This is a genomic window from Streptomyces sp. NPDC050508 (assembly GCF_040655155.1).
GTDB lineage: Bacteria > Actinomycetota > Actinomycetes > Streptomycetales > Streptomycetaceae > Streptomyces.
In genome coordinates this window covers 90,198-116,482 of the sequence record NZ_JBFAJJ010000015.1, presented here as the reverse complement: position 1 = coordinate 116,482, position 26,285 = coordinate 90,198, and the positions used below count along the sequence as shown (strand labels likewise).

Below are 26,285 nucleotides of genomic sequence, written 5' to 3'. Positions count from 1 at the left end.
TTCTCGGTGTCTGAATAGTTTGTCAATGTCTCCGCGTTAATCCGAGGTAACGGATGCCCGGCAGGCAAGATCGAGTGTCCTGATTGAGGGGAGTTTGAGGCTGTATGTCGTCTCGGATCATGGACACCGCCGATGCGATGGTGTCCGGGAGCTCCGACCTCGTCGTCCTCGACGGCGTCGGCTTCGGGGTCGCCGATGTCGTACGGCTCGCCGACGGGGACGCCCGCCCGGTCCCCGGCACCGACGCGATGAAGCGCGCGACCGACTCCTGGGACGCGGCCCGCCAGATCGCCGCGACCGGCCGCGTCTACGGCCGCTCGACCGGCGTCGGCGCCAACCGGAACGAGGACGTACCCACGGAGGCCGCCGCCGAGCACGGGCTGCGCCTGCTCCGCAGCCACGCCGGCGCGATCGGCGACGAACTCCCGGCCCGGGAGGTCCGGGCCATGCTCGCCGTCCGAGCCAACCAGCTGCTGGCGGGCGGTGCCGGGCTACGGCCGACGGTCGTCACGGCGCTGTGCGAGGCGCTGGAGAACGGGGTGTATCCGGTCGTCAACGAGTTCGGCTCGGTGGGGACGGGGGACATCGCCGCGCTGGCTCAGGTGGGGCTGGCGTTGGTGGGGGAGCATCCGTGGCGGGTCGCGGGGGATGCGGGCGGGCCGCCGGGAGGGGCGGTTTTCGGCGGGCGGGATGCCGAGGGTCGCGGCGGCCCGGGTAGGGCGGGTTCTGGCGGGCGGGTCCCGGGGACTTTCGGCGGCTCTGGTGCCGGGGAGTCCAGCAGCCGTGACGCCGGGGATCGCGCCGCCGGGGATTCCGGGGGGCGCGACGCCGGAGGCCCCGGCGACGGCGATTCGCAGGGCTTCGGGGGGTATGACGCTGAGGGGCCTGGTGGCCTTGGCGCGAGGGTTTCCGGCGGCCGTGATGCCGGGGGTTCCGTCGGCCGCGATGCCGAAGGCCTCGGTCGCCGTGGCGCTGAGGGGCTGGGCCGTGATGACGCCGAGGGCTTTGGCAGCCGAAGCGCGCCGGCCTCAAGTGCCCTTCCCCTCAACGGAGTTCCCGGGTTCCGAGTCCTCGCTGGAGTTCCCGAGCCCCAACCCCTCGACAACAACGACGCGTTGGCGCTCATCAGCAGCAACGCGCTCACCCTTGGCCAATCCGCCCTCGCCCTGCACGAGTTGCGCGGGCTCATCGGGGCCACGCAGGTCGTCGGTGCGCTCTCGCTGCTCGCCGTCGACGGTTCGCACGAGCCGTTCGCCGCGCCCGTGCACGCCGCTCGGCCGCACCAGGGGTCTAGTGAAGTCGCCCGGCGGATGCGGGAGTTGATCGGGGCCGCCGACCGGCCCACTCCTCCGCTAGGGCGGATTCAGGACCCGTACGGCTTCCGGTGTCTGCCGCAGATCCATGGGCCCGCGCACGACGCGGCGGACGCGCTGGAGGAGGTGCTCGCGATCGAGATCAACGCGGCTGCCGAGAACCCCTTCATCTCCGTCGAGGACATGGCCGCCTACCACCACGGCGGCTTCTACCAGGCCCAACTCGTCCTCGCCCTGGACCACTTCAGGCTCGCGCTCACCCAGGTGGCCCGCCTGTCGACATCACGGCTCTCCTCGCTCAACGAGCCCGCGTTCACCCGCCTCAAGCCCTTCCTCGCCGACCAGGAACCCGCCTCCTCCGGCATCATGATCCTGGAGTACGCCGCCGCAGCCGCCCTCGGCGACCTGCGCGCGTTCTCGGCTCCCGCCTCGCTCGGGCACGCTGTACTCTCCCGGGGCGTCGAGGAACAGGCCAGCTTCGCCTCGCTCGCCGCACGTCAGACACTGCGCGCCTGCCGCGCGTACCGTCTCGTCGTCGGCTGCGAACTGGTCGCCGCCGTACGGGCGTTGCGTCAGCGCGACCTGCGGCCCGACCCGGAACTTCCGGTCGGCCGCGCGCTGGAGCTGGCCGAATCGGTGCTCGACGACGAGACGGCGGACCGGCCGCTCACGGACGATGTGGCGGCGGCTGCCGGACTGCTGGACCGGTTCACCGAGATCTGGAGGGGGAGCACGTCATGAGCGCGGACGGGATTGTGGAGGGGAGCGTGGACAGGAGTATGGGTGTGACCGACAGCCCGGCCGCCCGGCTGCAGGCGCTCTTCGAGGGGCACCGGCTCACGCCGACCCAGCGGCGCATCGCGCACAGCATGGTGCGGCGCGCCGCCGACGTACCGTTCCTCTCCAGCGTCGAACTCGCCGAACTGGCCGGCGTCAGCCAGCCCTCCGTGACCCGCTTCGCGGTCGCCCTCGGCTTCGACGGCTACCCGGCGCTGCGCAAACACCTCCGCGAGGTCACGCCCGCCGAGTCGGCCCCGGACACGGCGTCGTACAACGAGTACCAGCAGGCCGTAGAGGCCGAGATCGAGAATCTCAAGCACCTCGCGGAGATACTGGCCGATCCCCGGCCGGTCGCGAAGGCCGGTCGCCTGCTCGCCGCCTCGCGTCCGCTGCCCGTCCTCGGGCTGCGCGCGGCGGCCTCCCAGGCGTACGGCTTCGCGTACTTCGCCGCGAAGGTCCATCCGGACGTACGGCTGCTCAACGAGGGCGGCACGATGATCCACGACCGGATCGACGCGGCGGTACGGGCCGGTGCCACCGCCCTGCTGTGCTTCGCGCTGCCCCGGCACCCGCGCGAGGTCGTGGACACGTTGGCCTACGCGAGGGAGGCGGGCCTGACCGTCGTCACCGTCGCGGACTCGGCGTTCGCGCCCGTCGCCAAGGTGTCCGACCTGCTGATCCCGGCCGCCGTGGGCACCGGGCTCGCCTTCGACACGGCGTGCGCGCCGATGCTGCTCGGGCGGGTGCTGCTGGAGGCGATGTGCGACGACCTGCCGGACGCGCAGGCCAGGCTGGAGCAGTTCGACGCGCGGGCGGCGGCGCGGGGGCTGTTCGTGGAATGACGGGGCGTCCGGTCCCGCGTATGCGTGTGTGCTTCTACGTCGGGGCCGCCCGGGTTGTGGTTTCCGGGCGGCCCCTTCCCGTCAGGTGACGCGGCGCAGGATCTTCTGGGTCACCTTCTGTGTCACCGGCAGCAGTGCCCAGCACAGGGATGCCCAGTGCGTGACCAGTGCGACGGGGATCGAGACGGTGAAGGTCACGATCGTCGCGTCCACCCATGCCAGGGTGTCCGTGATCACCCCGCGTGGGGCGTCCGGGCGCAGCATCCCCGACCTGCGCAGGTCGGCGAAGGCCAGCCTGAAGGACAGGCTGGTCAGGGCCTGGCCGGCCGCGTACACGATGAACTGGATCCGGAACGCGTCCGCCTCGCTGGTCAGCAGTTTCGTCGTGAACGGCGTGACGACGATCAGCAGCAGCCACAGCAGGTTCCAGCGGATGGCCCCGCCGGACAGGCCGGTCACGTACCGGAAGAGGCGCTGGTGGAGCATCCACTGCATGGCGATCGCCGCGAAGCTGACGAGGAACGCGAAGTACTCCGTCAGGTGCTCGCGCAGGAAGTGCTGCACGCCCGAGTCGCCGTGCACGTCCGCGCCCGGGACCGGCAGTTCCAGGGCCAGCAGTGTGATGGCGATGGCCACCACCGCGTCCGAGAAGTAGATCAGCCGCTCCGGACTCGCCGGTTCGATCCTCTCGGCCGGCTCGGTCGTTCCGTCGTGCGTGCTCATGCCATCGCCTGTCCGGCCGAGGCCTTTGCTCGGGCGGCGTAGCGGCCGGAGAGGGCGAACGGGACGACGAACGCCAGGACTTGGACGGTGACCAGCGGCGCGGTCGCGGAGTTCGCGAAGCGGACCACGAAGGCGCAGGCGAGCGCGCCGAGGGTGAACGCGGCTGCCCATATCGCCGTCAGGACCATGTTGACCCGGATGAACCGGGGCGCGTGCCAGAACTCCGGCGCCACCTCGGCCCGGGCGAAGGCCAGGGTGAAGGGGCGGCGCACGGCGAGGGAGGCGAGAGCCGTGGCCGCCAGGGTGGCGTTCGCCAGCGCGCAGATCCAGTTCCGCAGCCCCGACGCCGGGTCCGCCGCCGCGACGACGGCCATGACCACGAAGAAGGCGCAGGTGGCAGCGCCTAACAGGTCGACACTGCGGGCGCGGAGCTGTCCGGCGAGCAGCCAGAGCGCGGCCAGTGCGGCGGCGCCCGTGCCCAGTCGCCAGTCGACCGGGCTCAGGGCCGCGTAACACAGCCAGGGTGCGAAACCGCGGACGTAGTTCACCGGTGTTTTCCTCCACGAGTCAAAGAGCCAAACCGGGGAGTCCAATATTGGACGGTCGAAGTATGACCGTCTAACTCTCGACCGTCCAACCATGATTAGTGAAAGTCCGGACGGTAGGGTGAGGCCATGAGCCTGCCCCACGCCCTCCTCGGGCTCCTGTCCGAGCAGCCCGCCAGTGGATACGACCTGCTCAAGCGGTTCGACGAGGGGCTGTCGGCCGTGTGGCCCGCCCAGAAGAGCCAGGTCTACAGCGAGCTGGCCAAGCTCGACGAGAACGGTCTGATCGAGATCACCGGCACCGGCGCCCGCCAGCGCCGCGAGTACGGCATCACCGACGCCGGACGCGCCGAACTGCGCCGCTGGCTCACCGAACCCGACCTCGACCTCGCCTTCCGCAGCGCCGCACTGCTTCGCGTCTTCTTCCTGTGGACCCTGAAGCGTGGCGAGGGTGCCGCGTACCTGGAGAAGTTCGCCGACCACAACCACGCGCGGCTCACGGCGATGGAGGCCATCCGCGACAACGCGGAGTGGGTGGGCGACCCCGTCCAGGTCTGCGGCTGGCTCATGCTCGAATACGGCCTGCGAGGCTCCGACACCGCCGAGCAGTGGGCCCGCTGGGCCGCCGGAGAGCTGACCGAGCGCCTGGACACCCCCTCCTGAACCGCCCCTCCTGAACCGGGGCAAGGGCGAAAAAGCCCGTTCTCAGACTCGTCTCACGTTCGCTCACTAGTCTCCCGGCCCGACGGAACTGTGCCGGGACGACCAGGAGGCAGAACGTGGCACGCGGAGATCGCAGAGTCCAGGGGCTGGCCCGAGTGGCAGTCGTCGTACGGGCCGGAGCCGCCCCGCTGTGGTGGTTCGGGGTGCTGGCGGCGGGAGTCGGAGTACTGCTGCCCGGCATCACCGGGCGCCGGATCGGGGTGATGGCCGGGGCCGCCCTGTTCATCATCGCGGCGATCGTGGTGTCGTACGCGCGCCGCAAGCGCTACACCGCCCTCGCGCGCGGTGCGGCCCGGGCCGGCAAGCACGACGTGCTCCAGGACCGCGCGGTGAGCGTACGGAACTGGCGCCGCGCGCACCGCTGGTGGCTCGTCCTCGCCTTCGCGCTCGCGCTGGGCAGCGGGTTCGCCGTGCCGGCGGCGGGCGGCATGCTGCTCGCCGGGGCCGGTGCGGGGCTGCGCCTGAAGGCCGCCTGGCTGGGTCGCCGCGAGCGGGACGACGACGTACTGCTGTGGATCCGGGTCGACTGGCTGGACAAGCGGCACGGCGCCCCCGCCGGCAAGCCGGTCAATGGCTACCGCTCCACCGGCATCGCCGCGGGCGACGCGACCCCGGGCGGGGCGCGCCGCCGCAGCGACGTCTTCGCGTAGCCGCGTACTTACACCTCCAGATCCGCCTCGATCTTCTTCAACTGGTGACGGGCCATCGCCAGGTTGGCCCGGCTGGAGTCCAGGACCAGGTACAGGAAGAGGCCGTTGCCGCCGCGTCCCTTGATCAGGCGGATCAGGTGGTACTGGTTCGACAGCGTGATCAGGATGTCCTCGATGTCGCCCTTCAGGCCGAGGTGCTCCATCGTGCGCATCTTCGAGCGCACGACATCGGTGTTCCCGGCGGCGGCGACCCCGAGGTCGAAGGTCTTGCTGCCGCCCATCGTGCCGAGCGCCATACCGCTGGTGTAGTCGACGAGCGCGACGCCGGTCGCTCCCTCGATGGAGGTCAGCGCCTCTTTGAGCGAGGTTTCGGTGTTGGCCATGACAGTGCTCCTTTGGTTCCGTTCAACTTTCCGTGGTGGTGCGCGCGTTGGTGGTTGCGGTGGTGCGTGGTGCGCGCGCTGTTCTCGTTCGTGCCGTGGTGGTCTTGGTGGGCGCCTTGGCGGGCACCGCGTCGGCCTGCTCCTCGGTCACGGCGGCGGCCTCGACCGTGACCGCCGCCTCGGCATCGACCAGCTCTCCGATCCGGGCCCCCGCGCGGCGGCCCTCCAGCAGCAGCCGGCCGACGTTGACGCGGTCCTGGGCGAGCACGGTCAGCACGGCACCGCGGCCCGCCGCGTAGGTCGCGACATAGCCGTAGACCCCGCGCACGATCAGCTCGCGGAAGTCCCCCTGCCCGGTCGCGTCCGCCATCCGTACGGCCACGCCCAGCGCCGTCACGGTGAGCGCGGCCACCCGCTCCGGCTCGACGCCCGGGGTGTCCTGAGCCAGGACGAGACCGTCGACGCCCGCCGCCAGCGCCCCGGTCAGCTGGGGCACACGGGCTCTCAACCGGCGCAGCTCGTCGAGGATCTCTGCCTCGGAGGCCATCGGCTCTCTCCTCTCGGCGCGTGCTCGCTGCCACTCAAAGGGCCTCCAGCGCATCCCTGAGCCTCTTCAGCAATGTGATGTCGGGATCGGTGACGTCGGGCAGGGCCTCGGTGGCGGGCGCGGGCGGCCGGGGCGACACGAGGCCCGCCGACACCAGCCGCCGGACGTCCACCAGGGTGGGGAACGCCCGCCGGCCCAGCGCCCGCGCGATGTCCGTCGCCGTGCGGACGCCGTCCACCATGGCCAGCACCGCGGCCTGCCGGGACGTGATCGGCGGGGGCGCGACGGGGTCGGCCCGCACCAGCGACGCGCCGTCCGTCGCCGCGTCCGGCCAGACGCGGTGCAGCAGATCGCGGCGGCGCAGCGTCTCGCGCTCCAGTGCGGCCACCGGAACCGGCCGCACCGAGCCGAGCTGATGCCTGACCCCGTACCGGAAACGGCCCGGGGTGCTGCTCGGCGCCAGCACGAAGTACGCCGCGTCGTACAGCGCCCCGAGATGGCACAGTTCCAGCGCGCCCGAGCTCAACAGGCCGCCGTCCAGCAGGAGTCGGGTGGTGGCATGCCGGTCGTCGGTCGCTCTCGCGGCGGCCTCCCACGCCTCGGCGCGCAGGGTGCCGTGCGCGGTGAGGAGCAGGTCCAGGCCGGGGGCGGAGGGGCTCTCGGCGTGCACCACCCGGCCGTCGACGAGATGGAGGCTGCCCCGCTCCCGGACGAGGACACCGGTGGCCTCCTCGGCGGCCAGCCTCGTCAGCATCGGCGAGACCCCGCCCCAGGCCCGGTCACCGGCGGCGGCCTTGTCCCGCACGGGCAGCCGCGGCGGCGGGGTGGTGTGCGTGGTCCTGACCGCGGTCATCCCAGCACCAGCCGTCCGGCCATCTCGCCGAGCCGGATACGGGCCAGCGCGAGATTGCCCTCCGTGCGCGCCAGCCACAGATGCAGGAACACACTGCTGTCGAACGACGTCCGCACGAACCGCAGCACGTGATAGCTGTCCCGGTTGCTGACGATCAGATCCTCCAGCGGAGGATCGTCGGCCGCCTCACCGTCCTCCCCGACGGACGCGAACGCCCGGTGCTCGGCCGCCAGCCGCGCCAGCTCCGCGGCCTCGGCCGCACTGGCCTCCTGGTCACCCCCGGGCGACTCTCCTACGACGCCCAGGGCCAGCCCGCTCGTCCAGTCGACCAGCGCGGCGCCCCGGGCACCGGGCAGTCGCATGGCCTCCAGTAAGCACTCGTCGATTCCGGGCACCGTGGCTCCCCTCCCGCCTGCGGTTCGGCTGAGTGACGACGAAGCTACGCACCGTGTGGCCGAGGAGTGAGGGATCTGGCATTTTCCAGTGGAACATGCCCCGAGTGACTAAGGTGGGTCAACTGACCCCGTTTTCACACCAGTTCAACCGCATACCCGTAGGGGTGCGTCAACGGCGCCCGGGTGCGCGCAGGGTGGTGAGCGAGGCTGCGTGCGCCCCGCCGGATTCGGCCACGATCTCCGCCACCGTCTGCGGCTTCCGCACGGTCGCGAACGCCACACCCCCCGATCCGTCCGGCACGAAGCCGTAAACCCCGGGCCTGGCAAGGGAGTTGTAGGCGTAGTGCGCCGCGAAGTAGTACGCCCCGGTGTCCAGCGCCGCCGCGTAGTCCCCCTGCTCCAGCAGGGGCAACGCCTGCCCCTCGGCCAGCAGATCCCCCGCGAAGCACGCGGGCCCGGCGACGTCCTGCACCACGTCCGCCCCCGACTTGGGCCGCCCCTTCCCGTCGTAGGCGGCGATCCGCAGCGGCCACGACTGCGGCGCGTACACCGTCCGCGTCGCCACCTGCACGCCCGCGTGCGTGATCGCGATCGGCCGCCCGCCCGCGCTCTTCGCGTACTCGACCCGGGCCACCACCGTCCCCTGCTTGGCCAGCAGCGACCGCCCGAACTCGGTCACCAGCCCGTACCGCCCGTCGAACAGCCCCGGCACCGCCTCCTTCAGCAGCCGCGCGTACCGCGCGTACGTCGGGGCCGTCGCGTCCGAACCGAAGTTCACCGAGAGGCCGCCGCCGATGTCGAGCGTGTCGATCTGCCGCCGCCCGAGCCGCGCGTTGATCTCCTCCGCCAGCCGGTACGTCTCCGCGACGCCCCGCGCCAGCAGCTCCAGCGGGATGCCCTGCGACCCGATGTGCGCGTGCAGCCGGCTCAGCCACGGCCGCTCCGCATACGCCCGCACCACCCACTCGCGCGCCCCCTCGTCCCGCAACGGCACCCCGAACTTCGAGGTAGCCGTAGCCGTGGAGAGCGCGGCGATCGACCCGCCGCCGATCTGCGGATTGACCCGGATCCCGAGCGGGGAACGACTGCCGGCCGACCGCATCAGCCCGTCGATCCTGTCCAACTCCTGCGGATTGTCGGCGTTCACCGCGATCCCCAGCGCCAGCGCCTCCCGCAGCTCCGCCGGAGTCTTCGCGGGCGCGTCCAGCACCGTCCGCTCCGGCCGTACGCCCGCCGCCCGCGCGAGGGCCAGCTCACCGGGGCTCGCCACCTCCGCGCCGATGCCCTCCTCGTGCAGCAGCCGCAGCACCGGCACGAGCGGGCACGCCTTCACCGCGAACGCGTGCAGCACCGGCGTCCCCGGCGCCGTCACCGCGTCGAACGCCGCGCGCAGCGTCGCCGCCGACTCCCGGATGCCGGTGACGTCCAGCAACGCGACGATCGGGGAGCCCGGCCCCAGCAGCCCCTGCTCCACGGCGGCTCGTACGGCTTGGTCCCGGCGGGCGGTGCGCTCGGCGCCGGGACGGATGTCGGGATCGGTGCCGTCCGTGTGACCCTGGTTTTCGTCGTTCACTGCAGCCCCCGTCATGTCGTTGCCCGTGGTCGTTACATCCAGCCAAACACTCAGAGCCTGCCCACAAGGACGCCGCCATGTATTGACTAGTTCTATTCACGAAGCCAGGATGTGAATAGCTGTAGTAGGAAATCCGCTGAGAGCAGTCCGCTAGGAGGCAGACCATGTCAGGACCCCGCCCCGTACGAGCACCGCGCGGTACGGAACTGAGCGCCCTGGGATGGCAGCAGGAAGCCGCCCTGCGGATGCTGCAGAACAACCTGGACCCCGAGGTCGCCGAACACCCCGACAAGCTCGTCGTCTACGGCGGCACCGGCAAGGCCGCCCGCGACTGGCGCTCCTTCGACGCCATGGTCCGCACCCTGCGCACCCTCAAGCAGGACGAGACGATGCTCGTCCAGTCCGGCCGCCCCGTCGGCGTGATGCAGACCCACGAGTGGGCGCCGCGCGTCCTCATCGCCAACTCCAACCTCGTCGGCGACTGGGCGAACTGGGAGGAGTTCCGGCGCCTGGAGGCCCTCGGACTCACCATGTACGGCCAGATGACCGCCGGTTCCTGGATCTACATCGGCACCCAGGGCATCCTCCAGGGCACCTACGAGACCTTCTCCGCCGTCGCCGCGAAGAAGTTCAACGGCACCCTCGCCGGGACCATCACCCTCACCGCCGGCCTCGGCGGCATGGGCGGCGCCCAGCCCCTCGCCGTGACCATGAACGACGGCGTCGCGATCTGCATCGACGTAGACCCGCGCGCCATCGAACGCCGCATCGAGCACCGCTACCTCGACGTCCGCGCGGACTCGCTCGCGCACGCCCTCCAGCTCGCCGTCGAGGCCCGCGACGCCCGCCGCCCGCTCTCCATCGGCCTCCTCGGCAACGCCGCCGAACTGTTCCCGCAGATGCTCGCCGAGGGCGCCCCCATCGACATCGTGACCGACCAGACCTCGGCCCACGACCCCCTCGCCTACCTGCCGATCGGCATCGACTTCGACGACATGGCCGACGCCGCGACCAAGGACCCGGCGGGCTTCACCGCCCGCGCCCGCGAGTCCATGGCCAAGCACGTCGAGGCGATGGTCGGCTTCATGGACGCCGGCGCCGAGGTCTTCGACTACGGCAACTCGATCCGCGGCGAGGCCCAACTCGCCGGGTACGAGCGGGCGTTCGCCTTCCCCGGCTTCGTCCCCGCCTACATCCGCCCCCTGTTCTCCGAAGGTAAGGGCCCCTTCCGCTGGGCCGCCCTGTCCGGCGAGGCCTCCGACATCCACAAGACGGACAAGGCGATCCTCGACCTCTTCCCGGAGAACGAGTCCCTGCACCGCTGGATCAAGATGGCGGGCGAACGCGTCCACTTCCAGGGCCTGCCCGCCCGCATCTGCTGGCTCGGCTACGGCGAACGCGACAAGGCCGGCGAGCGCTTCAACGACATGGTGGCCTCCGGCGAGCTGGCCGCCCCGCTGGTCATCGGCCGCGACCACCTGGACTCCGGCTCCGTCGCCTCCCCGTACCGCGAGACCGAGGCCATGCTCGACGGCTCCGACGCGATCGCCGACTGGCCCCTCCTGAACGCGATGGTGAACGTCGCCTCCGGTGCGTCCTGGGTCTCCATCCACCACGGCGGCGGCGTCGGCATGGGCCGCTCCATCCACGCGGGCCAGGTGACGGTGGCCGACGGCACGGCTCTCGCCGGCGAGAAGATCCGCCGGGTACTGACCAACGACCCCGGCATGGGCGTCATCCGGCACGTCGACGCCGGGTACGACATCGCGGAGCGGGTCGCGGACGAGCGGGGTGTGCGGGTGCCGATGCGCGAGGGTGGAGACGCGTGACCTTCCACAGCATGTGGGCGGAGTTGCTGCCGATCGGCCGTGACTCCGCCTCCGGCGGCTACCGCCGCTACGCCTGGACCGGTGCCGAAGCCGAATGCCGGGCCTGGTTCGAGGAGCAGGCCAAGGCGCGCGGGCTGAGCTACGAGCTCGACCGCAACGGCAACCAGTGGGCCTGGCTGGGTGATCCCGCCGCCGGGGACGCCGTCGTCACCGGGTCGCACCTCGACTCGGTACCCGACGGTGGGGCCTTCGACGGTCCCCTCGGAGTCGTGTCGTCCTTCGCCGCGCTCGACGAACTGCGGGGCAGGGGAGCGCAGTTCACCAGGCCGCTCGCCATCGTGAACTTCGGTGACGAGGAGGGCGCCCGCTTCGGGCTCGCCTGTGTCGGGTCGCGGTTGACCGCCGGGCAGCTCACCGTCGAGCAGGCGCACCGGCTCACCGACGGCGACGGGGTCACGCTGCCGCAGGCCATGGCAGCCGCCGGGTACGACGCCGACGCCATCGGCCCCGATCCCGAACGACTCGCCCGCATCGGCGCGTTCGTCGAGCTGCACGTCGAACAGGGCCGTGCCCTCGACCTGTCCGGCGACCGGGTCGGCATCGCCAGCGCCATCTGGCCGCACGGGCGGTGGCGGTTCGACTTCCGGGGCGAGGCCAACCACGCCGGTACGACGAGGCTGGTGGACCGGCGGGACCCCATGCTGTCGTACGCCGAGACCGTGCTCGCCGCCCGCCGCGAGGCCCAACTCGCGGGTGCCGTCGCCACGTTCGGGAAGATCGCCGTCGAACCGAACGGCGTCAACGCCATCCCCTCCCTGGTGCGCGGCTGGCTCGACTCCCGCGCCGCCGACCAGGACACCCTGGACACGGTGGTCACCGGCGTCGAGAAGGCGGCCCGCGAGTACGCGGAGGCGCACGGCGTCGACCTCGACGTCGTCCGGGAGTCCTTCACCCCCGTCGTCGAGTTCGACCACACCCTGCGTGATGAACTCGCCCGCGTCCTGGGGAAGGAGACGGAGCTGACCGTCCCCGTCCTCGGCACCGGTGCAGGACACGACGCCGGAATCCTCTCCGGGAGCATCCCGACCGCCATGCTGTTCGTGCGCAACCCCACGGGCGTCTCGCACTCACCGGCCGAGTTCGCGGCCGAGGACGACTGCGTGGCCGGGGTGACCGCACTCGCCGACGTACTGGAAGGGCTGGCCTGCAGGTGACGCACCCCACCACGCGGACGTACTGGCTGGAACACGCCTGGCTCGACACCAACGTCGAGCCGGGCGTGGCCCTGGACGTAGCGGACGGCCGTATCACCGCCGTCCGCACCGGAGTCGCCACCCCACCCCCCGGCGCCGAGATCCTGCGCGGACTCACCCTCCCCGGGCTCGCCAACGCCCACAGCCACGCCTTCCACCGCGCCCTGCGCGGCACCGTCCAGGTGGGCTCCGGCACCTTCTGGACCTGGCGGGAGCTCATGTACTCCTTCGCCGACCAGCTGACCCCGGACACCTATCACGCACTGGCCCGCGCGGTGTACGCCGAGATGGCGCTGGCCGGGATCACGGCGGTCGGCGAGTTCCACTACGTGCACCACGCGCACGGCGGCACCCCGTACGCCGACCCCAACGCCATGGGCGAGGCCCTCATCGCCGCCGCCTCCGAAGCCGGTGTCCGCATCACCCTCCTCGACACCGCCTACCTCTCCTCCGGCTTCGGACAGCCCCCCAACCACCACCAGCTCCGCTTCTCCGACGGAAGCGCGGACGCCTGGGCGGAACGCTGTTCACTTCTCAAGGAACGGGATCACGCGAGGATCGGTGCCGCCATCCACTCCGTACGGGCCGTGCCCGCACGGGAGTTGGCGACGGTGGCCCGCTGGTCCGAGGAGCGGCGGGCCCCGCTCCACGTCCACCTGTCCGAGCAGACCGCCGAGAACGACGCCTGCCGGACCGCCCACGACTGCACGCCGACCCGACTCCTCGCCGATCACGGAGTGTTGGGCCCGCGCACCACGGGCGTGCACAACACGCACCTCACGGACGAGGACATCGCGCTACTGGGCTCGACCGGGACGGGCACCTGCATGTGCCCCACCACCGAACGCGACCTGGCCGACGGCATCGGCCCCGCCGTAGCCCTCCAGCGAGCGGGCTCACCGCTCTCCCTCGGCTCCGACAGCCACGCCGTCATCGACCTGCTCGAAGAGGCCCGGGCGATGGAGCTGAACGAGCGCCTGCGCACCCGCACCCGGGGTCACTGGACGGCCGCGGCCCTGCTCCGCGCGGCTTCCGCCGACGGCCACGCGGCCCTGGGCTGGGACGAAGCGGGCAGCATCGTGGCAGGTGCCCTCGCCGACTTCACGACGATCGCGCTCGACTCGGTCAGGACAGCGGGCCCGGTGCCCAGGCTCGGCGCCGAGACGGCCGTATTCGCGGCGACGGCAGCGGACGTACGGCACACGGTCGTGGGCGGGCGGCACGTCGTACGCGACGGGGCGCACGCGCTCGTGCCGGATGTGCCGCAGACGCTCGCCGCAGCCGTCGAAGCCTTGCGCGCGTAGAACCGATCGCCGACCCCCGCATCCACGAGGACACGATGAGCAGCAGCACTGTCATCACCAACATCGCCACGCTGGTCACCAACGACCCCTCCCTCGGTGACGGATCTCCCCTCGGTCTGATCCAGGACGCGGCCGTCGTCATCGACGGCGACCGCATCGCGTGGACCGGTGAATCAAGCAAAGCACCCGCCACTGACAATCGGGTCGACGCCGGTGGGAGGGCGGTCCTGCCCGGCTTCGTGGACTCCCACTCGCACCTCGTCTTCGCGGGCGACCGCACGCAGGAGTTCAACGCCCGGATGTCCGGGCGTGCTTACAGCGCGGGCGGCATCCGTACGACGGTCGCGGCGACGCGCGCGGCGAGCGACGCGGAACTGGAGGCGAACCTCACCCGTTACCTGGACGAGGCCCTGCGCCAGGGCACGACGACGTTCGAGACGAAGTCCGGCTACGGCCTGACGGTCGCCGACGAGTCCCGCGCCCTGCGCATCGCCGCCGCGCACACGGACGAGGTGACGTACCTCGGCGCGCACATCGTCTCGCCGGACTACGCCGACGACCCGGCCGCATACGTGTCCCTGGTCACCGGCGAGATGCTCGACGCCTGCGCCCCGCACGCCCGTTGGATCGACGTGTTCTGCGAGAAGGGCGCCTTCGACGGCGACCAGGCCCGCGCGATCCTCACGGCGGGCAGGGCGAAGGGCCTGCACCCGCGCATCCACGCCAACCAGCTCTCCTACGGCCCCGGCGTCCAACTCGCCGTAGAACTGGACGCGGCGAGCGCGGACCACTGCACGCATCTCACGGACGCGGACGTGGACGCGCTCGCGAGTGGTCGTACGGTCGCGACGCTGCTTCCCGGTGCCGAGTTCTCGACGCGGGCCCAGTGGCCGGACGCACGGCGGCTCCTGGACGCGGGCGTCACCGTCGCGTTGTCGACGGACTGCAATCCGGGTTCGTCCTTCACGTCCTCCGTGCCCTTCTGCATCGCGCTCGCGGTGCGGGACATGGGGATGACTCCGGACGAGGCGGTGTGGGCGGCCACGGCGGGCGGTGCGGCGGCGCTGCGGCGCGACGACGTGGGGCGGCTCGCGCCGGGGTCCCGCGCCGACCTGATCCTGCTGGACGCGCCCAGCCATGTGCACCTGGCGTACCGGCCGGGGGTGCCGTTGGTCAGCGGGGTGTGGCGGCGGGGAACGCGGACGGTCTGACCGGCACCGCCGCCCGCGCCCGCACCAGCAGGTACGTCCGTACGGCGCCGCCGTCCGGTGTTCGGGCGTCCGAGGAACGCGACGTCGCCGTGGTGGGCGCCCTTCAGGTCGCGCTGCTCCCCGCCGGGCAGTTCGACGGTCGCGTAGGTGATGTCGGTACGGCTGTCCACCTCGACGGTGCCGAGGGACATCTGCGCGTCCGGGTGGCGACGGGTACCGGGAGCGCGGTGGGCCTGGCGGGCATGGTCTCTCCGATCGTCATGGAACGCGCGGTGCGTCAAAACGTGCGGTGCGTGAAGAAGCACGTGAGTCGCAAGGTTCCAGCCCCCGCCGACAAGCCGCCGACATCGGACCGACAGCCCCGACAGGAGTCCGACGTCGCGATTCCGGCGCTCTGGCCTGCGGAGACCGCTGTTCGCCGGTCCGCTGAAAGCGTGGTGAAGGCGGCGTGAAACCGGGTGCGCGCAGGGTCTGTTCCAGAACGAAGGCGATACGAGCCCCCGGCCCGGGGGCCACGCCCGAACCGAGGAGCACCCCACCATGGCCATCACCCTCACCGACCAGGACAAGCTCGCCCTGCGGACCGCCGCGTACGGCGCCGTCTCGCTCATGGCCGCCGCCGGTGCCGCAGGCTCGCCGCACCGGATCGCCACCCACGGAAGCATCGCGCTGGCCTCCGCGACCGGTCCGGTCGGGTACGTGCTCGCCGAGAAATCGAAGATCGCGGGCCTGAACGGCAAGTCCGTGGCCGAGATCGCCGACCACGTGCTGCCGGCCCTGACCGCGGCGATGGGCCTGCTCAGGAAGCAGGATCCGGCCGAGGCCGACAACTTCCGCAGCACCGTCCTGGTCGCGATCGAAGCAGGCGCCCGGGCCGACAAGAACGGGTCCGGCCCCGCCCTGGCCGAGATGACCCGCAAGATCACCGGAGCCCTCGACGCCGCCTGACCGGGCCCGCGACCCGGCCGGATCTCCCGCCCGCCGGGTCGCGGCCCAGCCGGTGTTGTCGATGCTCCAGGCCCAGAGCGAGCGGGAACAAGGGCTTGATGGGCTGCCGGTCCAGCGGCAGTTCGCCGGAGAGGCGGGGCAGCGACTCCGCGCCGGAGACGCGCGCCATCTGCCCATAAGGGCAAGGGGTGTTGGGGACCGTAGCCCCTCGACGAAGGCCCGAACCCCCACCCCTACGACCGGCCCCGAGCCGATGGGACGGCGCCGGGCGGCGTACGACTGGCCACCGCTGGTGTCGCCGCAGGCCGGCAGCCCTCTGTGGCGGTCGGGACAGGGGAGGACACGGTCGTAGGGTGCTCGGCATGAGCATCATCGGGGTTGGTATCGACGTGGCCGAGATCGACCGGTTCGCGGCGTCCCTGGCGCGTACGCCGGGGATGGCCCGACGCCTGTTCCTGGACAGCGAGTTGCTGCTGCCGAGTGGCGAGCGCCGGGGGTCCGCCTCCCTCGCTGCTCGCTTCGCCGCGAAGGAGGCCCTGGCGAAGGCGTTGGGCGCCCCGGCCGGGCTGCACTGGACGGATGCCGAGGTGTACGTCGAGGACAGTGGGCAGCCGCGGCTGCGGGTGACGGGGACGGTCGCGGCACGGGCCGCCGAACTGGGCGTCCGGTCGTGGCACGTCTCGTTGAGCCACGACGCGGGGGTGGCTTCGGCGGTGGTGATCGCGGAGGGGTGACGGGGGCCGGGACTGCGACGGCTGCGGGTTCCGTCCGGCGCCCGGGTGCGGTGCCCGTCCCTTCCGGGGCAGACTCGACGGCATGCGTACTGCGTACAGCGTGGAGACGGTAAGAGCGGCCGAACAGGGGCTGATGGCGCGGCTTCCCGAGGGCACGCTCATGCAGCGCGCCGCGGCCGGACTGGCCGTCGCCTGCGCCCAGTTGCTCGGGCGGGTCTACGGCAGCCGGGTCGTGCTGCTGGTGGGGAGCGGGGACAACGGCGGCGACGCCCTGTACGCGGGGGCGCGGCTGGCGCGGCGCGGGGCGGGCGTCACGGCGGTGCTGCTCGCGCCCGACCGCACCCACGCCGGCGGTCTCGCGGCGCTGCTGCGGGCGGGCGGTCGTACCGTCGCGCCGCAGGACGCCGAGGGGCCGGTCCTGCGCGCCGATCTCGTCCTGGACGGGATCGTCGGGATCGGGGGGAAGGGCGGGTTGCGTCCGGATGCCGCGCGGTTGGCGGCCCTCGCCGGGGACTCCCGGGGTGTCGTCGTCGCCGTCGACCTGCCGAGCGGGGTCGAGGCGGACACCGGGGAGGTGCGGGGGGCGGCCGTGCGGGCCGATGTCACCGTCACCTTCGGGACCCACAAGCCGGGGCTGCTGATCGATCCCGCGCGCGAGTACGCCGGTTCCGTACGCCTCGTCGACATCGGGCTCGGGGCCGAACTGCCCGACGAGCCCGCGCTGGAGGCCCTGCAACACGCGGACGTGGCGCGGTTGTTGCCCGTGCCGGGGGCCGAGAGCGACAAGTACCGGCGCGGAGTCGTGGGCATCGCCGCCGGGTCCGGACGGTATCCGGGCGCGGCCGTGCTCGCCGTCGCGGGGGCGCTGAGGGGCGGGGCGGGGGCCGTACGGTACGTCGGGCCGGCCGCGGATGCCGTGATCGCCCGTTTCCCGGAGGCCCTGGTGTCGGACCGGGGGCCACGGAAGGCGGGGCGGGTGCAGGCGTGGGTCGTCGGGCCGGGGGCGGGCGACGACGCCGCGACCGTGGCGGAGGTGGTGACCGCTGATGTGCCGGTGCTCATCGACGCGGACGGGCTGCGGCTGGCCGATCCCGATGCCGTACGGGCCCGCAGGGCGCCGACGCTGATGACTCCGCACGCGGGGGAGGCCGCCGCGCTGCTAGGGGTGCCGCGGGAGGAGGTCGAGAGGGCCCGGCTGACGTCCGTACGGGAGTTGGCGGGGCGGTACGGGGCGACCGTGCTGCTCAAGGGGTCGACCACGCTCGTCGCCGACTCGGGGGGAGGGGCGGTGCGGGTGAATCCGACGGGCACGGGCTGGCTGGCCACGGCGGGGAGCGGGGACGTGTTGTCGGGCCTCGCGGGGTCGTTGCTGGCGGCGGGGCTGTCGGCGTTCGACGCGGGGAGCGTCGGGGCGTATCTGCACGGCCTGGCGGGGCGGCTGGCGGCGGACGGGGCGCCAGTGGGGGCGCATGACGTGGCGGAGGCGGTGCGGGTCGCCTGGCGGGATGTGCGGGATGTGCGGGACTGACCGGTCCGCGCGCTGAGGGCGGGCCCGCTCGTCAATAAGGGTGACCCCTCCGCGCGGCACCCGTCCGCTGTCGTACCGTCGCGTTTCTCTGATCGCATGATCAGTACACGAATCGCGCACAGAAGCATCGCGGTGCTGCTCACCGCGTTGATCACCCTCCCCGTCGGGACCGGGAACGCCTGGGCAGAGCCGGTGCCGCCGGCGCCGGGGCCCGCGGAGACCGAACTCGTGCCGGGGGTGCCGCCGGGGCCGTATCAGCCCTGGCAGATCGACACGCCCGACCAGGCCCTCGCACCGAAGGTGTACACGCCGACCGCCGAGGAGGACCGGGTCGAACCGCGGGACGCCGCGATGGGGACGTACGCGCTCGTCGAGTACGTGCCGATCGGGGACGCCGTCGCGAAGGTGACGTGCAGCAAGCAGACCGGGCCGTATCAGCGGGGCGTGGAGCGGTGGCTCCGACTGAAGGTGGACGGAAAGCAGTCGGGCGCCGACTGCAAGGCCATCCGGGCCTTTCAAAAGAAGCAGGGCATCAAGCCCGCGATCGGCTTCGCGGGACCCGTCACCTGGGCGCGCATGCAGTTGCTCGCGGCGAAGAAGAACCCGAACGCCGCCGGGAAGTGCCCCGTCCGCTCGTACCGCGTCGCCTGCGTCGATCTCGACCGGCAGCTCACCTGGGTGCAGAAGGGGAAGAAGGTCGTCTTCGGGCCGGTTCCGATGCGCAGCGGGCGCACCGGGCACGTGACCCGGGGCGGCTGGCACAAGATCTACTGGAAGCACAAGAACCACTGGTCCACGCTCTACAACAGCCCTATGCCGTATGCCCAGTTCTTCGACGGCGGCATCGCCTTCCACGCCGTCTACGGCAGCATCTACACCACCACCGGCTCCTGGGGCTGCGTCAACCTGCGGCTGGCCGACGCCCGCAAGCTGTGGAACGTCCTCAAGAAGGGCGACCGCGTGTACGTCTGGGGGCACCGGCCCGGAAACTAGGCGGGCTTCCAGGGGTGTCAGTCCCCTCTGAGACACTGGGGACGTCATGAACGAGACAGCACTTCAGCCGACCGCCCCGCTGCGCGCCCGCGCCGAGATCGACCTGGGCGCCCTGCGGGCCAACGTGCGGGCCCTGCGCGCCCTCGCGCCGGGCGCGGCCCTCATGGCCGTCGTGAAGTCCGACGCCTACGGCCACGGGGCCGTGCCGTGCGCCCGCGCGGCCGTCGAGGCGGGGGCCACCTGGCTCGGTACGGCCACCCCCGAGGAGGCCCTCGACCTGCGGGCCCGCGCCGGACTGCCGGACGGCGTGCGGATCATGTGCTGGCTGTGGACCCCGGGCGGTCCCTGGCGGGAGGCCATCGAGGCCGATCTCGACGTCTCCCTCAGCGGGATGTGGGCCCTGGAGGAGGTCGTCGCGGCGGCTCGTGCGGCGGGGCTCCCCGCGCGCGTGCAGCTCAAGGCCGACACCGGGCTCGGGCGCAACGGGTGCCAGCCCGGCGACGACTGGGCCGAGCTGGTCGGCGCGGCCCTGCGCGCGGAGGCCGACGGACTCGTCCGCATCACCGGCCTCTGGTCGCACCTCGCCTGCGCCGATGAACCGGGCCATCCCTCCGTCGACGCCCAACTCGCCCTGTTCCACGAGATGCTGGCGCACGCGGAACAGCGCGGCGTACGGCCCGAGGTGCGGCACATCGCCAACTCGCCCGCCACGCTCACCCGTCCCGACTCCCACTTCGACCTCGTCCGCACCGGCATCGCCGTCTACGGCATCTCGCCCAGCCCCGAGCTGGGCTCCTCCGCCGACTTCGGACTGCGGCCGGTGATGACCCTGAAGGCGTCCGTCGCCCTGGTGAAACAGGTCCCGGGCGGCCACGGTGTCAGTTACGGACATCACTACGTCACCCCGGGCACGACCACCCTCGGCCTCGTCCCCGTCGGCTACGCGGACGGCATCCCCCGGCACGCCTCCGGCACCGGCCCGGTGCTGGTCGGCGGCAAGTGGCGGACGGTCGCGGGGCGGGTCGCGATGGACCAGTTCGTCGTTGATCTGGGCGGGGACGAGCCAGAGGCGGGCACGGAGGCGATCCTCTTCGGCCCCGGCGACCGCGGCGAGCCCACCGCCGAGGACTGGGCACAGGCCGCGGGCACCATCGCCTACGAGATCGTGACCCGCATCGGATCGCGCGTTCCACGCGTCTACGTCAATGAGGTCGTCCCCGGGTTCGTGCCCGAGGTCGTCCCGGAGGTCGTCCCCGGGTATGAGGAAGACGACGTAGCGCAGGGCCGAGACGCGAAGAGGAGCGGCACGTGAGCGAGAGCAGTGCGGAGGCGGTCGCCGCGGTCGCCTCCGCCGCCACGGGGGCGGCGGGCAACTGGCGCAAGGCGACCGGCATCGCGGGTGCCGCGATAGGTGTGATCGCCGCCGGTGCGGCGGCCGGTGTCGCCATAGAGCGGATGACCGTCGGACGCGGCATGCGCGAGCGGGCCCGGCTGGCGCTCGACTCCACGGGACCGTACGGCTCCCTGCGCGGCACCCCCGGCACGGCACAAGCCGACGACGGCACCGAGCTGTACTACGAGGTCGACGACATCGAGCCGGACCTCGCCGTCACGCCCAAGCGCCGCCGCCTCTTCGGACGCAAGGCCCCTGCCCCCGTCACCGTCGTCTTCAGCCACGGCTACTGCCTCAACCAGGACTCCTGGCACTTCCAGCGGGCGGCCCTGCGCGGGGTCGTACGGACCGTGCACTGGGACCAGCGCAGCCACGGCCGCTCCGCGCGCGGGGTCGCGCAGCTCGAAGACGACATGCCGCTCACCATCGACCAGTTGGGCCGCGACCTGAAGGCCGTGCTCGACGCGGCCGTGCCCGAGGGGCCGATCGTGCTCGTCGGCCACTCCATGGGCGGCATGACGGTGATGGCACTCGCCGACCAGTACCCCGACCTGATCCGCGACCGGGTCGTCGCCACCGCCTTCGTCGGTACGTCCTCCGGGCGGCTAGGCGAGGTCAACTTCGGGCTGCCCGTCGCCGGGGTCAACGCGGTCCGGCGGGTGCTGCCCGGTGTGCTGAAGGCGCTCGGGCAGCAGGCGGCGCTGGTGGAGCGGGGGCGGCGGGCCACCGCCGATCTGTTCGCCGGGATCATCAAGCGGTACTCGTTCGCTTCCCGGGACGTAGATCCGGCGGTCGCGCGGTTCGCCGAGCGGATGATCGAGGGCACGCCCATCGATGTCGTCGCCGAGTTCTATCCGGCGTTCACCGACCACGACAAGACCGCGGCCCTCGCCCACTTCAAGGACATGCCGGTGCTCGTGCTGGCCGGGATCGGCGATCTCGTCACACCCAGTGAGCACAGCGAGGCCATCGCCGACCTGCTGCCGGACGCCGAACTGGTGCTCGTGCCGGACGCCGGACACCTGGTCATGCTGGAGCACCCGGAAGTGGTCACCGACCGCCTCGCCGACCTGCTCACGCGCGCGGGTGCCGTGCCCGCAGGAGCTACCGTAAGCGGCTATGGAAGCACCAGCAGCACCGCACAACGCGGCTGAGCCCCTGTCCGTCTCCCTCACCGTCAACTCCCCCGAGCAGATGCGGGAGTTGGGCCGCCGCCTCGCCAAACTGCTGCGCGCGGGCGACCTCGTGATGCTCACGGGTGAGCTGGGCGCCGGCAAGACGACACTGACCCGGGGACTGGGGGAGGGGCTCGGGGTCCGCGGCGCGGTCACCTCGCCGACGTTCGTCATCGCGCGCGTGCACCCCTCGCTCGGTGAGGGGCCGCCGCTGGTCCACGTCGACGCGTATCGCCTGAGCGGCGGGCTCGACGACATGGAGGACCTGGACCTCGACGTCTCGCTGCCCGAGTCCGTGATCGTCGTGGAGTGGGGCGAGGGCAAGGTCGAGGAGCTGACGGACGACCGGCTGTCGCTCGTCATCCACCGGGCCGTGGGCGACACGACCGACGAGGTTCGGCACGTGACCGTCACCGGGCTCGGTGAGCGGTGGGCCGCGGTTGAACTGGGCGTGCTCGGCGCCTGACCGGGCGGTGCGGGTGGTGCGGGGCGTGTGGGTTCCGACAAGGTGTCGGCAAGATGTTGCGTTCGGGGTCTCGCGCGTGGTCACATGGTATCCAGTACGTAGTTAGGTCTACCTAACTACGTCTGCCCCAGGCCCCGGGAGGCGTCCATGTCGGCTTCGTCGGCTTCAGAGAATCAGGACCGTCCGCAGCCGCGTGTGTTCGCCGGGGTGTCGATGCGGGAGTTGTTGGCGGCGGGGGATGCGGCGAAGGCGATTTCCACGCCACCGGAGGCTCCGCCGGTTGAGCAGCGTAAAGCGGCGTAGTCGTTCGGCTGCGGGTCGGTGGGGGCTGGTCGCGCCCCGCGGCGGAGCCGCATATCGATACAGCCCCGCGCCCCTTTGGGGCACGACCTCGCTCAGTGGATTACGACGATGCTCTGGCCGATCGTCGCGAACTCCCACATCGCCGCGCCGTCCTCGATCGACTCGCGGATGCCGCCCGATTTCACCGTGGGGTCGGGTTCCGCCGTCGCGCCGCTCACCGCCGCGCTGAAGCCGATCGCGATGCCGTTCGTGCTGGTGAAGCGGACGACGTGCTGGATGGGGGTGCCGTCGGTGCCGGTGATCGCGTTCGAGCGGGACGTGACGAAGTAGGAACCCATGGCCGGGTCCACCGTGCCGGGGGTGACCTTGAACGTGTGGTTGACCTTGTTGTTCTCGGCGACCAGCCACACCCGGTCGTCGTCCACCGAGTACACGACCCGCTCCCCCCTGCCGGAGCCGGCGGGCAGTGCGGCGGGGTTCTTCCTGTCGCGGGGTGCCTTCGAGGTGGCGACCGCGGGCGGGGCGCTCGCACGGGCCGTACTCCCCAGTCCGGCCGGGACGCTCGCCGACGCCTGATAGGCGAGGAAACCGACCGTGGCGACGGCCGCCACGGTGAGCCCGGCCACGATTCCCGAGCTGCTGCCGGCCATCGGCGCCCACCTCCGTGTCTTGTATGTCCTGTAAGTGCGGTGACCCTAGGTGACGGTAGCAGCCGGGCCGGGCCGACCGGGGCGGCCGTGCTCGCGGCGCCGGAGCCGTAGGCTGTTTGCGTGCTCTTGCTCGCTCTGGATACCGCCACCCCCGCCGTCACCGTCGCCCTGCACGACGGCGAGGCCGTCATCGCCTCGTCGAGTCAGGTGGACGCGCGCCGCCACGGTGAGCTGCTGCTCCCGGCCGTCGACCGCGTCCTCGCCGACGCGGGGCTCAAGATCGACGCCGTCACGGGAATCGTCGTGGGCATCGGCCCCGGCCCCTACACCGGGCTGCGCGTCGGGCTGATGACCGCCGACACCTTCGGGCTCGCGCTCGGTGTCCCCGTGCACGGTGTGTGCACGCTGGACGGCCTCGCCTACGCCGCCGACCTCGACGTCCCCTTCGTCGTGGCCACCGACGCGCGGCGCAAGGAGGTCTACTGGGCGCGCTACGCCGACTCCCGCACCCGCGTCACCGACCCGGCCGTGGACCGGCCCGCCGACATCGCCGACGAGGTGGCGGGGCTGCCCGCCGTCGGAGCCGGCGCGCTGCTCTACCCCGACACCTTCCCGTCCGCGCACGAGCCCGAGCACGTGTCCGCCGCCGCGCTCGCCTCTCTGGCCGTCGAGAGACTGGCGGCGGGCGTCGTACTCCCCGAGCCCCGGCCGCTGTACCTGCGCCGTCCCGACGCCCAGGTGCCCAAGAACTACAAGGTGGTCACCCCCAAGTGACGGAGTCCGTGAGTCCTCGACTGCGCGAGATGCGCTGGTGGGACATCGATCCCGTGCTGGAGCTGGAGAAGGAACTCTTCCCCGAGGACGCCTGGTCCCGGGGCATGTTCTGGTCCGAGCTGGCGCACGCGCGGGGGGCGGAGGCGACCCGGCGGTACCTGGTGGCCGAGGCCGCCGATGAGGAGATGTCCGAGAGCGGCGTCCGGGTCATCGGCTACGCGGGTCTCGCCACCACCGGAGACCAGGCCGACATCCAGACCATCGCCGTCGCCCGCGACCACTGGGGCACCGGCCTCGGCTCCACCCTGCTGACCGAACTCCTCGGCGCGGCAAGCGAGTTCGAGTGCGCCGAGGTCATGCTCGAATGCCGCGTCGACAACGTCCGCGCGCAGAAGCTGTACGAGCGCTTCGGCTTCGCCCCCATCGGTTTCCGGCGCGGCTACTACCAGCCGGGCAACGTCGACGCCCTGGTGATGCGCCTGACCACAGATCCCGACAGCAGCTCCGCTGCGGGGGCACCTTCCGTACAAGGAACCGAGATCCATGACTGACTCACGCGACGAGCCTCTCGTCCTGGGCATCGAGACCTCCTGCGACGAGACCGGTGTCGGCATCGTCCGCGGCACCACCCTGCTGGCCGACGCGGTCGCGTCCAGCGTCGACGAGCACGCCCGCTTCGGCGGGGTCGTACCGGAGGTGGCGTCCCGCGCCCACCTGGAGGCGATGGTCCCGACGATCCAGCGCGCGCTGAAGGACGCGGGGGTGAGCGCCCGTGACCTCGACGGCATCGCGGTCACGGCCGGGCCCGGGCTCGCGGGGGCACTGCTCGTCGGCGTCTCCGCCGCCAAGGCCTACGCCTACGCGCTCGGCAAGCCCCTCTACGGCGTCAACCACCTCGCCTCCCACATCTGCGTCGACCAGCTGGAACACGGCCCGCTGCCCGAGCCGACGATGGCGCTGCTGGTGTCCGGCGGCCACTCGTCCCTCCTCCTCTCCTCGGACATCACCTCGGACGTACGGCCGCTGGGCGCGACGATCGACGACGCGGCGGGCGAGGCCTTCGACAAGATCGCCCGGGTGCTGAACCTCGGCTTCCCGGGCGGCCCGGTCATCGACCGGTACGCGAAGGAGGGCGACCCCACGGCGATCACGTTCCCGCGCGGACTGACCGGGCCGCGCGACCCGGCGTACGACTTCTCCTTCTCCGGGCTGAAGACGTCCGTGGCCCGCTGGATCGAGGCGAAGCGGGCGGCGGGGGAGGACGTGCCGGTGCGTGATGTGTCGGCGTCCTTCCAGGAGGCCGTCGTCGACGTCCTGACCCGCAAGGCCGTACGGGCCTGCAAGGACGAGGGCGTCGACCACCTGATGATCGGCGGCGGTGTCGCCGCCAACACGCGCCTGCGCGCGCTGGCGGCGGAGCGCTGCGAGGCCGCCGGTATCCGCCTCCGCGTCCCGCGCCCGAAGCTGTGCACGGACAACGGCGCGATGGTCGCCGCGCTGGGCGCGGAGATGGTGGCCCGCAACCGCACCCCCTCGGACTGGGACCTGTCGGCCGACTCATCGCTTCCGGTGACGGACCCGCATGTGCCGGGGCATCACCATCACGACCACGTGCACGAGGTCAGCAAGGAGAACCTGTACTCGTGACGGTCGCGTTGATGTGGGAGGCACGGGCGGTCGCGGGGCGAGGGGACGAACTGCTCGCCTGGGTACGGGAGCAGCGGCTTCCGGCCGAGCCGCTGCGCCGGGAAGTGCTGCGCGCACCCCAGGACCGGGTCCTCGTCCTCACGTGGTGGGACGCGGAGTACGACGCCGAGCTGCCCGAACTTCCCGAGCCGGACGGGGAGTTGGTCATGCGGGCGGTGCATCGGTGGCGGTTCGAGTCGGTGGCGGCGGACTGACGGGGGAGTACGACAGCCTCATCGGCTCCTCCTTGTCCTGGCCCAGCCACAGCAGCCGCCCGTTCGCGCGCTCCCAGCGGGCGCCGACCGCGGCCTTGGCCAGCCAGTCCATCGCCATCGCCAGGGGGACCAGGAGCACCCAGGTGAACCCGAGCACGCCCACGACCAGGTTCGGCAGCAGGAACAGCAGGAGCCTGCCGAGGCCGAACGGGCGTTGGGTCGGGGCCGGTTCGGGGCCCGGCAGCGGGACCGCGGCCTCGAAGTCCGCCACCTCGCCGACCCACTTGAGCCGTGTTCCCCGCACCAACGTCACGAGCGTGAAGAACACGACCGCGAAGACGGCCGCCCTCCCCACCGAGCCGGCCCGCAGTACCGACCCGTCGTGCACGCCGACCGCAACCGCCGCCCCCATCCCGGTGCCGGCCAACAGCGCCAGAGCGGCCGTCAGTTCACTGTGTACGTACCTGACCATCGCATCCCCCGTGTCTCCGTGCGG

30 protein-coding genes are annotated in these 26,285 nt (G+C 72.1%); 20 read left to right on the top strand and 10 right to left on the bottom strand.

Features of this window, described 5'->3' with window-relative positions:
• Positions 1-119: 119 nt before the first annotated feature.
• Positions 120-2,054, top strand: a complete 1,935-nt coding sequence (locus AB0I69_RS35370; protein ID WP_363099819.1) for an aromatic amino acid lyase — start codon at positions 120-122, stop codon at positions 2,052-2,054.
• Positions 2,055-2,092: 38 nt separating this feature from the next.
• A complete protein-coding gene (locus AB0I69_RS35365; protein WP_363099928.1) occupies positions 2,093-2,935 on the top strand; it encodes a MurR/RpiR family transcriptional regulator in 843 nt (280 codons plus the stop codon).
• A gap of 81 nt (positions 2,936-3,016) precedes the next feature.
• On the opposite strand, the gene AB0I69_RS35360 is transcribed toward AB0I69_RS35365, so the two are convergent.
• Both AB0I69_RS35360 and AB0I69_RS35355 read right to left on the bottom strand, forming a co-directional pair.
• Positions 3,017-3,658 carry a TMEM175 family protein gene (locus tag AB0I69_RS35360; RefSeq protein ID WP_363099818.1) on the bottom strand — a complete coding sequence of 214 codons (642 nt, stop codon included), beginning with the start codon at positions 3,656-3,658 and terminating at the stop codon, positions 3,017-3,019.
• The gene (locus AB0I69_RS35355; RefSeq protein WP_363099817.1) at positions 3,655-4,206 is read right to left on the bottom strand and encodes a hypothetical protein; all 552 of its coding nucleotides are present in this window, start codon (positions 4,204-4,206) and stop codon (positions 3,655-3,657) included. Before AB0I69_RS35355 ends, AB0I69_RS35360 begins: the two co-directional genes overlap by 4 nt.
• A gap of 126 nt (positions 4,207-4,332) precedes the next feature.
• On the opposite strand from AB0I69_RS35355, the gene AB0I69_RS35350 reads away from it, so the two are divergent.
• Both AB0I69_RS35350 and AB0I69_RS35345 read left to right on the top strand, forming a co-directional pair.
• Positions 4,333-4,866 carry a PadR family transcriptional regulator gene (locus AB0I69_RS35350; RefSeq protein ID WP_363099816.1) on the top strand — a complete coding sequence of 178 codons (534 nt, stop codon included), beginning with the start codon at positions 4,333-4,335 and terminating at the stop codon, positions 4,864-4,866.
• A gap of 116 nt (positions 4,867-4,982) precedes the next feature.
• The gene (locus tag AB0I69_RS35345; RefSeq protein ID WP_363099815.1) at positions 4,983-5,576 is read left to right on the top strand and encodes a hypothetical protein; all 594 of its coding nucleotides are present in this window, start codon (positions 4,983-4,985) and stop codon (positions 5,574-5,576) included.
• A gap of 8 nt (positions 5,577-5,584) precedes the next feature.
• On the opposite strand, the gene AB0I69_RS35340 is transcribed toward AB0I69_RS35345, so the two are convergent.
• From AB0I69_RS35340 to AB0I69_RS35320, 5 genes are all read right to left on the bottom strand, one after another.
• Complete coding sequence (locus AB0I69_RS35340; protein WP_363099814.1) at positions 5,585-5,959, bottom strand: hypothetical protein; 375 nt, start codon at positions 5,957-5,959, stop codon at positions 5,585-5,587.
• Between the two features lie 22 nt (positions 5,960-5,981).
• On the bottom strand, positions 5,982-6,506 hold the full coding sequence (locus AB0I69_RS35335; protein WP_363099813.1) for a roadblock/LC7 domain-containing protein: 525 nt from the start codon (positions 6,504-6,506) through the stop codon (positions 5,982-5,984).
• A gap of 34 nt (positions 6,507-6,540) precedes the next feature.
• Complete coding sequence (locus tag AB0I69_RS35330) at positions 6,541-7,359, bottom strand: transcriptional regulator (protein ID WP_363099812.1); 819 nt, start codon at positions 7,357-7,359, stop codon at positions 6,541-6,543.
• Positions 7,356-7,754: a hypothetical protein gene (locus tag AB0I69_RS35325; protein WP_363099811.1), complete on the bottom strand. Its 399-nt coding sequence runs from the start codon at positions 7,752-7,754 to the stop codon at positions 7,356-7,358. The genes AB0I69_RS35330 and AB0I69_RS35325 overlap by 4 nt, the downstream gene beginning before the upstream one ends.
• 169 nt (positions 7,755-7,923) lie before the next feature.
• Complete coding sequence (locus AB0I69_RS35320) at positions 7,924-9,327, bottom strand: diaminopimelate decarboxylase (protein ID WP_363099810.1); 1,404 nt, start codon at positions 9,325-9,327, stop codon at positions 7,924-7,926.
• A gap of 164 nt (positions 9,328-9,491) precedes the next feature.
• Between AB0I69_RS35320 and hutU the strand changes: the two genes are divergently transcribed.
• The 6 genes from hutU (at position 9,492) to AB0I69_RS35290 (ending at position 15,872) form a co-directional block, all read left to right on the top strand.
• Positions 9,492-11,156: a urocanate hydratase gene (hutU, locus tag AB0I69_RS35315; RefSeq protein ID WP_363099809.1), complete on the top strand. Its 1,665-nt coding sequence runs from the start codon at positions 9,492-9,494 to the stop codon at positions 11,154-11,156.
• Positions 11,153-12,370: an allantoate amidohydrolase gene (locus AB0I69_RS35310; RefSeq protein ID WP_363099808.1), complete on the top strand. Its 1,218-nt coding sequence runs from the start codon at positions 11,153-11,155 to the stop codon at positions 12,368-12,370. Before hutU ends, AB0I69_RS35310 begins: the two co-directional genes overlap by 4 nt.
• Positions 12,367-13,713, top strand: coding sequence for a formimidoylglutamate deiminase (locus AB0I69_RS35305; protein ID WP_363099807.1), 1,347 nt, complete (start codon positions 12,367-12,369; stop codon positions 13,711-13,713). Before AB0I69_RS35310 ends, AB0I69_RS35305 begins: the two co-directional genes overlap by 4 nt.
• A 35-nt stretch (positions 13,714-13,748) precedes the next feature.
• Positions 13,749-14,924: an imidazolonepropionase gene (gene hutI / locus AB0I69_RS35300; RefSeq protein WP_363099806.1), complete on the top strand. Its 1,176-nt coding sequence runs from the start codon at positions 13,749-13,751 to the stop codon at positions 14,922-14,924.
• Positions 14,897-15,376 carry a hypothetical protein gene (locus AB0I69_RS35295; protein WP_363099805.1) on the top strand — a complete coding sequence of 160 codons (480 nt, stop codon included), beginning with the start codon at positions 14,897-14,899 and terminating at the stop codon, positions 15,374-15,376. The genes hutI and AB0I69_RS35295 overlap by 28 nt, the downstream gene beginning before the upstream one ends.
• A gap of 88 nt (positions 15,377-15,464) precedes the next feature.
• The gene (locus AB0I69_RS35290) at positions 15,465-15,872 is read left to right on the top strand and encodes a hypothetical protein (protein ID WP_363099804.1); all 408 of its coding nucleotides are present in this window, start codon (positions 15,465-15,467) and stop codon (positions 15,870-15,872) included.
• Here AB0I69_RS35290 and AB0I69_RS35285 read toward each other — a convergent pair.
• On the bottom strand, positions 15,847-16,041 hold the full coding sequence (locus AB0I69_RS35285) for a hypothetical protein (protein WP_363099803.1): 195 nt from the start codon (positions 16,039-16,041) through the stop codon (positions 15,847-15,849). The two genes, AB0I69_RS35290 and AB0I69_RS35285, sit on opposite strands and share 26 nt — an antisense overlap.
• A 193-nt stretch (positions 16,042-16,234) precedes the next feature.
• Between AB0I69_RS35285 and AB0I69_RS35280 the strand changes: the two genes are divergently transcribed.
• The 6 genes from AB0I69_RS35280 to tsaE all read left to right on the top strand — a co-directional run bounded on the left by AB0I69_RS35280 (position 16,235) and on the right by tsaE (position 22,161).
• A complete protein-coding gene (locus AB0I69_RS35280) occupies positions 16,235-16,606 on the top strand; it encodes a holo-ACP synthase (RefSeq protein ID WP_363099802.1) in 372 nt (123 codons plus the stop codon).
• Between the two features lie 82 nt (positions 16,607-16,688).
• Entirely contained in the window at positions 16,689-18,134 is a 1,446-nt protein-coding gene (locus AB0I69_RS35275; protein ID WP_363099801.1) for an NAD(P)H-hydrate dehydratase, read from the top strand.
• A gap of 96 nt (positions 18,135-18,230) precedes the next feature.
• A complete protein-coding gene (locus tag AB0I69_RS35270) occupies positions 18,231-19,127 on the top strand; it encodes a L,D-transpeptidase family protein (RefSeq protein WP_363099800.1) in 897 nt (298 codons plus the stop codon).
• Positions 19,128-19,173: 46 nt separating this feature from the next.
• On the top strand, positions 19,174-20,439 hold the full coding sequence (alr, locus tag AB0I69_RS35265) for an alanine racemase (protein WP_363099799.1): 1,266 nt from the start codon (positions 19,174-19,176) through the stop codon (positions 20,437-20,439).
• Positions 20,436-21,674, top strand: coding sequence for an alpha/beta hydrolase (locus AB0I69_RS35260; RefSeq protein ID WP_363099798.1), 1,239 nt, complete (start codon positions 20,436-20,438; stop codon positions 21,672-21,674). Before alr ends, AB0I69_RS35260 begins: the two co-directional genes overlap by 4 nt.
• Positions 21,640-22,161: a tRNA (adenosine(37)-N6)-threonylcarbamoyltransferase complex ATPase subunit type 1 TsaE gene (tsaE, locus tag AB0I69_RS35255; protein WP_363099797.1), complete on the top strand. Its 522-nt coding sequence runs from the start codon at positions 21,640-21,642 to the stop codon at positions 22,159-22,161. The genes AB0I69_RS35260 and tsaE overlap by 35 nt, the downstream gene beginning before the upstream one ends.
• Before the next feature lie 395 nt (positions 22,162-22,556).
• Here the strand turns inward: tsaE and AB0I69_RS35250 are convergent, their stop codons facing one another.
• Positions 22,557-23,114 (bottom strand): hypothetical protein, encoded by a 558-nt coding sequence (locus AB0I69_RS35250; RefSeq protein WP_363099796.1) that lies wholly within the window; start codon positions 23,112-23,114, stop codon positions 22,557-22,559.
• A gap of 120 nt (positions 23,115-23,234) precedes the next feature.
• Here AB0I69_RS35250 and tsaB point away from each other — a divergent pair, with 120 nt between their 5' ends.
• From tsaB to AB0I69_RS35230, 4 genes are read left to right on the top strand one after another with little or no spacing between them, the layout of a single operon-like run.
• Complete coding sequence (tsaB, locus tag AB0I69_RS35245; protein WP_363099795.1) at positions 23,235-23,888, top strand: tRNA (adenosine(37)-N6)-threonylcarbamoyltransferase complex dimerization subunit type 1 TsaB; 654 nt, start codon at positions 23,235-23,237, stop codon at positions 23,886-23,888.
• Entirely contained in the window at positions 23,885-24,439 is a 555-nt protein-coding gene (gene rimI / locus AB0I69_RS35240) for a ribosomal protein S18-alanine N-acetyltransferase (protein ID WP_363099794.1), read from the top strand. Before tsaB ends, rimI begins: the two co-directional genes overlap by 4 nt.
• Entirely contained in the window at positions 24,432-25,535 is a 1,104-nt protein-coding gene (gene tsaD, locus AB0I69_RS35235; RefSeq protein ID WP_363099793.1) for a tRNA (adenosine(37)-N6)-threonylcarbamoyltransferase complex transferase subunit TsaD, read from the top strand. The genes rimI and tsaD overlap by 8 nt, the downstream gene beginning before the upstream one ends.
• On the top strand, positions 25,532-25,789 hold the full coding sequence (locus tag AB0I69_RS35230; RefSeq protein ID WP_363099792.1) for a hypothetical protein: 258 nt from the start codon (positions 25,532-25,534) through the stop codon (positions 25,787-25,789). The genes tsaD and AB0I69_RS35230 overlap by 4 nt, the downstream gene beginning before the upstream one ends.
• Here AB0I69_RS35230 and AB0I69_RS35225 read toward each other — a convergent pair.
• Positions 25,740-26,261, bottom strand: a complete 522-nt coding sequence (locus AB0I69_RS35225; protein ID WP_363099791.1) for a hypothetical protein — start codon at positions 26,259-26,261, stop codon at positions 25,740-25,742. The two genes, AB0I69_RS35230 and AB0I69_RS35225, sit on opposite strands and share 50 nt — an antisense overlap.
• Between the last annotated feature and the right edge of the window lie 24 nt (positions 26,262-26,285).